Genomic DNA, 6804 nt, shown 5'->3' with positions numbered 1-6804 from the left:
GCGGGGCGGCCGGATCGGCGGCCACGGCCCCGGCGGGGTGCTGCTCGGCGCGGCGGTGCTCGGCGGGCGGCGGAGGCTCCTCGTGGCCCTCCTGTTTCAGCCACGCGGCCAGCAACTGGTCTGCCAGAGCCACCGTGTCTCGGTGCGTCCGGGGTGTGGTGACGGTCATCCGATAGGGCGGCGGGGCGTGCTCGGGTGTCATGCGCGGTACCTCCCGGGGTGCGGCGGTGGGGCCTGAAGTCCTCCATCTGGTCGGCCGGCCCGGTCGGGCGGCCTGCTCTGCCGGTGTCTGCGATCCGTCCGTGCGGTGCTGCCGTGACGTGTCCTGCGCGAGGTGCGGGCGGGTGGTCCCGGCGGCCCGGTCGGGCCGTCGGACGCCGTGCCCGTCCGCACTCCTTGTGGTAGAAGACGAAAGGGCCCGGAGCGGAAGTTCCGCTGCCGGGCATTGTTCATTCGTTCGAGTGTTACCCCGTGGCATTGCTTGCCTGCTGGGCACGGGGCGTGGTCGGGTTCAGACCGGGACCTCCACGAAGCTGCGCCCGGCCGCCTCGGCGTGCGCGGTCCCGCCGGTGTTCTCCGCCAGCCAGGCGTGAAAACCCGTCACCTCCGCCTCCGGCACCCCGACTTCGATCCTCACCCCGTCCGCCGTGTAGACCAGGCCCCGCACCTCGTGGCCGGCCGCCCGCAGCTCGTTCTCCAACCGCCCGGCCCGGGTGTGGCCGGCGGTCACGGCGAGCAGCGCCACCGGCCGCCGCTCCAGCAGTCCCGCCTCGTCCAGCGCCAGGGAGACCGAGCTCCCGTAGGCCCGTACCAGTCCGCCCGCGCCCAGTTTGATCCCGCCGAAGTAACGCGTCACCACCGCGACGGTGTCGGTGATCCCGCGCCGTCGCAGCACCTCCAGCATCGGGACGCCCGCGGTGCCACCCGGCTCGCCGTCGTCGCTCGACCGTTCCCGGCGCTGGACGTCCCCCACCACGAAGGCGGTGCAGTTGTGCCGGGCGTCCCAGTACTCCTTGCGGACGGCCGCCACGAAGGCCTGGGCCTCGTCCTCGTCGCCGACCCTCGCCAGGTGGCAGATGAACCGGGACTTCTTGACCTCGGTCTCCTGGCTGACGGAGCGCCGGAGGGTCAGGTACGGCCTGGGGCTGGGCTCCGACATGGTGCGGGGTCTCCAGAGCGGTTCACGGGGCGGGCGGGACGGGAGCGGGACGGCGCGGACTGCCCGCTCGCCCGTCCACGGAGAACGGAAACCCGGGAGAAGCAGCAGGCCGGCGGCGCCCCCCTGCCCCCGCCAGCCTAACGCGGGCCCCAGCCCTGGCGGCCCGGCCCGACCCCGTCAGCGCCTCCTCGGTGCCCGAAGTCGCCCGAACCCGCTCGAACCCGCCCGACCCGTCAGCGCCCGGCGAGCGCGTCCAGCTGCCGGCGGTCCAGGCCGGTCAGCCCGGTGACCTCGGCCAGGTCCACCGCGCCGCAGTCAAGTCCGCGCAGCACGTAGCCGCTGAGCGCCCGGGCGGTGGCCGGCTCGTCCATCACGTCGCCGCCCGCCTTCGCCACGTAGGCGGCCAGCCGGGCGGCCGCCGCCGCGAGCCCCTCGCGGTAGAAGGTGTAGACCGCCGCGTACCGGGTCGGCAGGTGCGCCGGGTGCATGTCCCAGCCCTGGTAGTAGGCGCGGGCCAGCGAGCGGCGGACCAGGTCGTGGTGGAGCTTCCAGGCCGCGTGCACCTGCGCGGTCGGCCCGGTCGGGATGACGTTGGTCGAGCCGTCGGAGAGGCGAACGCCGGTGCCGGCCGCGGCCACCTGCATGACGGCCTTCGCGTGGTCGGCGACCGGGTGGTCCATGCTCTGGTAGGCGGCACTGACCCCGCAGGAGGCGCTGTAGTCGAAGGTCCCGTAGTGCAGGCCGGTGGCCCGGCCCTCGGCCGCCTCGATCATCCGGGCCACGGTGGCCCGCCCGTCGGCGCCGAGGATCGCCTGGGTGGTCTCGATCTGGATCTCGAAGCCGATCCGGCCGGCCGGCAGCCCGGCCCGCCGCTCGAAGTCCTCGAGCAGCCGGACCAGCGCCGTCACCTGTTCGGCGTAGGTGACCTTCGGCAGGGTGAGCACCAGCCCCTCCGGCAGCGGGCCGGCGGCCAGCAGGGTGGCGAGGAAGAGTTCCAGGGTCCGGATCCCGCGGTCGCGGACCGCGGCCTCCATGCACTTGATCCGGATGCCGATGTACGGCGGGGCGGTGCCGTCGGCCACCGCGGCGGCGACCAGTTCGGCGGTGCGGACCGCGGCGGCGTCCTCCTCCGCGTCGGGGCGCGGGCCGTAGCCGTCCTCGAAGTCGATCCGCAGGTCCTCGACCGGCTCGCGCTCCAGCTTGGCGCGGACCCGGGCGTGCACGTCCGCGAGCAGCTCGTCGGCCGGGACGCCGAGCGCCTCGGCCAGCTGCGCCGGGGTGGCCGCGTGGGTGTCGAAGGCCTCCAGCGCCTGCCGGCCCCAGCTGCTGACGGTGTCGGCGGCGAACGCGTCGGCCGGGACGTAGACGGTGTGCACGGGCTGGCGGGTGCCCGGGTCCCCGGGGTACCGGCGGGCCAGGTCCGCGTCGACCGGCGCGAGCAGCGCGTCGACGGCGGCACGCGCGGCCGCCGAGAACGAGGCCCCGCCGCCGGGGTTGCTACCGTCCACCTGGACCTGCGACATCCGGACTCCTCCACGACACAGACAGCATCTTCAACAATTTGTTGATGTGAAGGTAACGGCGGTGCGTCCGGGGCGTCAATGGCCGCCCGAGGGGCGGACCGGGGCTCCGTCGGCGCCCGGCCGGTCTACTCGCGGCCCGCGGCGACGTAACGGTCCTGCAGGTGCTGCCAGATCCGGTCCAGGTCCTTGGGGTTCACCGAACCGTCCGGGCGGCTGCCGGCCACGTTCCACTCCCGGGTCAGGAACTCGGCGAACCGCTGCTGGTCGGGCTGGCTGTCGTAGACGTCCATGTAGCTGATCAGCGCCTCGAAGCAGACGTCCGGGTCGAGCGGCTCCGGCGCCGGGCGGCGGCCCGCCCACTGCTCGTCCGGCTCCGCCGCGGCCGCCCGGTCGAACGGGAGCTGCTCCGCCACCGCCGCCTGCGGCTCCGCGTGCAGCTCGCCGTCGAGCCGCACCGGGCGGTGCCCGATCCGGATCGGCTCGGCCTCCGCCACCTGCTCGGGCCCGGCCGCCACCGGCCCGCCGGCACCGACCGGCGCCCGACGGCCCTCGGCCTCGCGCTGCGGAGCCGGCCTGCGCTGCTCGGACACCCAGCCCTCCGGGCCGCGCCGCTCGGCGGCCACCGGCCGGTCGGCCCGCTGCCGCTGCTCCTGCCGGACCGGAACCTCGACCGGGTCCCCCGCCGACCGGGTCGGCCGCGGCGGCTTGAACCAGGGCGAGGCCTGCCCCGGCGTACGCGCCGTCCGGGCGGCCTCCTCCATCTGCTCGGTGTGCGCGCGGACCGCACGCGCGGTCCAGACGTTCAGCTCGCTCTGCTCCGCCGCCGGGCGGGCCGGCTGCTCGTCGCCCTGCGGATCCTGCGCGTCCCGCAGCCGGACGGCCGCCAGCTTCGCCAGCGTCGGCACCGCCATCGCGGCGGACACCGCCGACGCCGCCGCCTGGTCCTGCTCGGCCTGCCCGGCCTGGGCCTCCTGCGGCTCCGCGCTCTCGGCGCGGATCGCGACGGGCTCCTGAAGGCTCGCGGTGGTCAGCGTCGAGCGACCGGCCTGCGGCCCCTGCACCGCGTGCAGCGGTCCGTCGATCCGGTCCAGCACACTCGGGTCCAGCGGCACACCGTACTTGGCGAGCTTCAGCGGGAGCAGTGCCTGGAACGGCGCCGACCGGCGCCAGCCCCGGCCGTACCGGAACCGCAGCTGTGCCCGGTACACCAGGCGATTCTGCTCCAGACGCACCGTCTCGTCGTAGGACCGCAGCTCCCAGAGCTTCATCCGCCGCCACAGCCGGAAGGTCGGCACCGGCGACAGCACCCACCGCATCAGCCGCACGGACTCCATGTGCCGGTCGGCGGTGATGGCCGCGATCCGGCCGACGGCGTGCCGGGAGGCCTCGACCACGACCACGAAGAGCACCGGGATGACGGCGTGCATCGCCATGCCGAGCGAGTCACCCCAGGAGGCGGCGGCGTTGAACGCGATCGTCGCCGCCGTCAGCAGCCAGGCCGTCTGCCGCAGCAGCGGGAACGGGATCCGCAGCCAGGTCAGCACCAGGTCCAGCGCGAGCAGGACCACGATGCCCGCGTCCACACCGATCGGGAAGGCGTAGGAGAAGGTGCCGAATCCTTTCTCCAGGGCGAGCTCTCGCACCGCGGCGTACGAGCCCGCGAACCCGATGCCGGAGATCAGGCAGGCGCCTCCGGCCACCAACCCCAGCAGGACCCGGTGGGCACGGGTGAGGGATGGACGTGACATTCGTTGATCAACCCCTGGGGACTCGGCTGCTGCCGTACGCGACCGTTGCCGCCGGATCCGCTCGCGTCGGACACCCTCGTCAGACAGGACCACTGCCGGGCACACAGGAGCGCTGCGCGTGGGACCGGTTCGGCCCACCGGATACTACTCGCACACGCGTTTCGTCCGACCCCACCCGGGGCCCCGGTCAGCCCTCGCCGGCTCCGTTGAGATGCGCAAGTACCGCCAGGACACGGCGATTGGCGTCCTCGGCGGGCGCGAGTTCCAACTTCGTGAAGATATTGGCAATGTGCTTCGCGACCGCTCCGTCGCTGATCAGCAGCCTGGCACCGACCGCCGAGTTCGAGCACCCCTCGGCCATCAGGCCGAGCACCTCGCGCTCGCGCGGCGACAGCCGCCCGACCGGCTGCGAACGGGCGTTGCTCTGCAGCAGCTTGGCGATCACGTCCGGGTCCATCGCGGTACCGCCGGCCGCCACCCGGCGGACCGCGTCGATGAACTGGTCGGCGTTGAACACCCGGTCCTTCAGCAGGTAGCCGACCCCGCCCGAGCCGTCCGCCAGCAGTTCCCGGGCGTAGAGCTGCTGGACGTGCTGGGAGAGCACCAGGACCGGAAGACCGGGAATCCGGCGCCGCGCGGCCAGTGCCGCCTGCAACCCCTCGTCCGTCAGGGTGGGCGGCAGCCGCACGTCCACCACCGCGACGTCCGGCCGGTGCTCCAGCAGCGCATCCAGCAGGTCGGGCCCGGTCTCGACGGCCGCCGCGATGGTGAAGCCGTGTGCCTCCAGCAGCCTCGTCAGACCTTCGCGGAGAAGGTAGAGATCCTCGGCGAGGACAACGCGCACGGCAGCTCCATGGTGATGGTCGTCGGCCCGCCCGACGGGCTGTCGAGCGTCAGAACTCCGTCGAAGGTACCCAACCGCCGCTCGATCCCGTACAGCCCGCCACCCCGTTCCATGCTCGCCCCGCCGCAGCCGTCGTCGGTGACCGTGACCCGCAGCTGCCCGGCCCGGTACAGGATGTCCACCCACACCTGCCCGGCACCCGAGTGCTTGGCCGCGTTGACCATCAGCTCGCTCACGCAGAAGTACACCGCCGCCTCCACCGGCGCCTCCGGCCGGCCCGGCAGACTCACCGTCACCTCCGTGGCCAGCGGCGCCTCCAGCGCCAGCTCCCGCACCGCGTCCGCCAGCCCGCGCTCCGCCAGCACCGGCGGATGGATGCCCCGCACCAGGTCCCTCAGCTCCTTCAGGGCCTTCGCCGAGGACTGCCGCGCCTCCGCCAGCAGCGACCTGGCCGCGGCCGGATCGCTCTCCAACAGGTGCTCGATGGTCCCCAGCGTGAGTCCGATCGCCACCAGCCGCGCCTGGGCACCGTCGTGCAGGTCCCGCTCGATCCGGCGGAGCTCCGCCGCCTGGGTCCCGACCGCGTCGGCCCTGGTCGCCGTGAGATGCTCGACCCGCCGGGTCAGCCGGGCCTGCTCCTGCCGTCCCCCGCGCTGCCGGTCGAGCGTCCGCTGCAGCCACCTCCCGTACAGCCGGACCCCGTACGGCGCCGACAGCAGACCGATCGCGAGCGCGAACAGGCCCTGGATGCCGTGGACCGCCATCGCCGGCACGGAGGCCAGGCCGGAGCCGTCCTGCCAGTCGAGCAACGCCGCGGCCCCCGCCACCACCGCCACGCCACCACCGAAGACCGCCAGACCCAGCACCGGGAGGGTGAGCACCACGGCCAGCGCCCCGTTCACCACCATCGCCCTGACGTCCCGCCAGGTCGCCGCGTCACCCGCCACCGTCCGCACGTACAGCACCGCATCCGCACTCCAGCGGTTGCGGTGGTACGAACGCCCGGTCCACCAGTGCCCCCGCTCGTCCACGGTCGCCACCGGCACCCGCGCGTACGACACGGGGAGCTTGATCCCGTACCACTCCAGGGCGGCCCGCCGCGTCGACCGTGCGCTCAGCCGGGACCACGCGATCAACGCCACCGGCCACAGCAGCGCGCCGACGAACGCCCAGAAGACCTCCTGGAAGGTGTACCACTGGTCGTCGAGCAGGCGGGTGAGGCAGATCCCCAGCCAGACCAGCAGCACGAACGGGCCGGCCGCGGCCCGGACCGCCAGCAGCAGGCAGCGTCCCAACGCCTGGACCGCCCCTCCGAGCCACCCACGGAAGCGTTCCGCCGATCCCGTCACCGCGGTCATGCTCTGCGTCGCCATCCGTGTTCCCTCTCGCTCCACTGCCTCCGTACGGTCACCAGTCTGTCGGGACCGGCGGGTGGAAACACTGGCCCGGGGACCACGATCAAGGTGGTGCTAGGTCCACCCTCCGATTCACGGTCGTGCGACCGGGTCCGGAAATGCGAGAAGCCCCTCC

The 6804-nt window shown here is 73.8% G+C and carries 5 protein-coding genes; all 5 read right to left on the bottom strand.

Annotated elements, in window-relative coordinates; all coding sequences use genetic code 11:
• Nucleotides 1-511: 511 nt before the first annotated feature.
• The 5 genes from AA75_RS15850 to AA75_RS53700 all read right to left on the bottom strand — a co-directional run bounded on the left by AA75_RS15850 (nucleotide 512) and on the right by AA75_RS53700 (nucleotide 6647).
• Nucleotides 512-1159 (bottom strand): YigZ family protein, encoded by a 648-nt coding sequence (locus AA75_RS15850; RefSeq protein ID WP_033820672.1) that lies wholly within the window; start codon nucleotides 1157-1159, stop codon nucleotides 512-514.
• Nucleotides 1160-1392: 233 nt separating this feature from the next.
• Nucleotides 1393-2682 carry an aldolase/citrate lyase family protein gene (locus AA75_RS15845; RefSeq protein WP_033820671.1) on the bottom strand — a complete coding sequence of 430 codons (1290 nt, stop codon included), beginning with the start codon at nucleotides 2680-2682 and terminating at the stop codon, nucleotides 1393-1395.
• Nucleotides 2683-2807: 125 nt separating this feature from the next.
• Entirely contained in the window at nucleotides 2808-4430 is a 1623-nt protein-coding gene (locus AA75_RS50890; RefSeq protein WP_199520335.1) for a DUF2637 domain-containing protein, read from the bottom strand.
• A gap of 187 nt (nucleotides 4431-4617) precedes the next feature.
• The gene (locus AA75_RS15835) at nucleotides 4618-5274 is read right to left on the bottom strand and encodes a response regulator transcription factor (RefSeq protein WP_033820670.1); all 657 of its coding nucleotides are present in this window, start codon (nucleotides 5272-5274) and stop codon (nucleotides 4618-4620) included.
• On the bottom strand, nucleotides 5226-6647 hold the full coding sequence (locus AA75_RS53700) for a sensor histidine kinase (RefSeq protein ID WP_051812510.1): 1422 nt from the start codon (nucleotides 6645-6647) through the stop codon (nucleotides 5226-5228). Before AA75_RS53700 ends, AA75_RS15835 begins: the two co-directional genes overlap by 49 nt.
• Between the last annotated feature and the right edge of the window lie 157 nt (nucleotides 6648-6804).

Source organism: Kitasatospora sp. MBT63, from assembly GCF_000710465.2.
GTDB lineage: Bacteria > Actinomycetota > Actinomycetes > Streptomycetales > Streptomycetaceae > Kitasatospora.
This window is presented reverse-complemented; position numbering and strand designations above follow the sequence as displayed.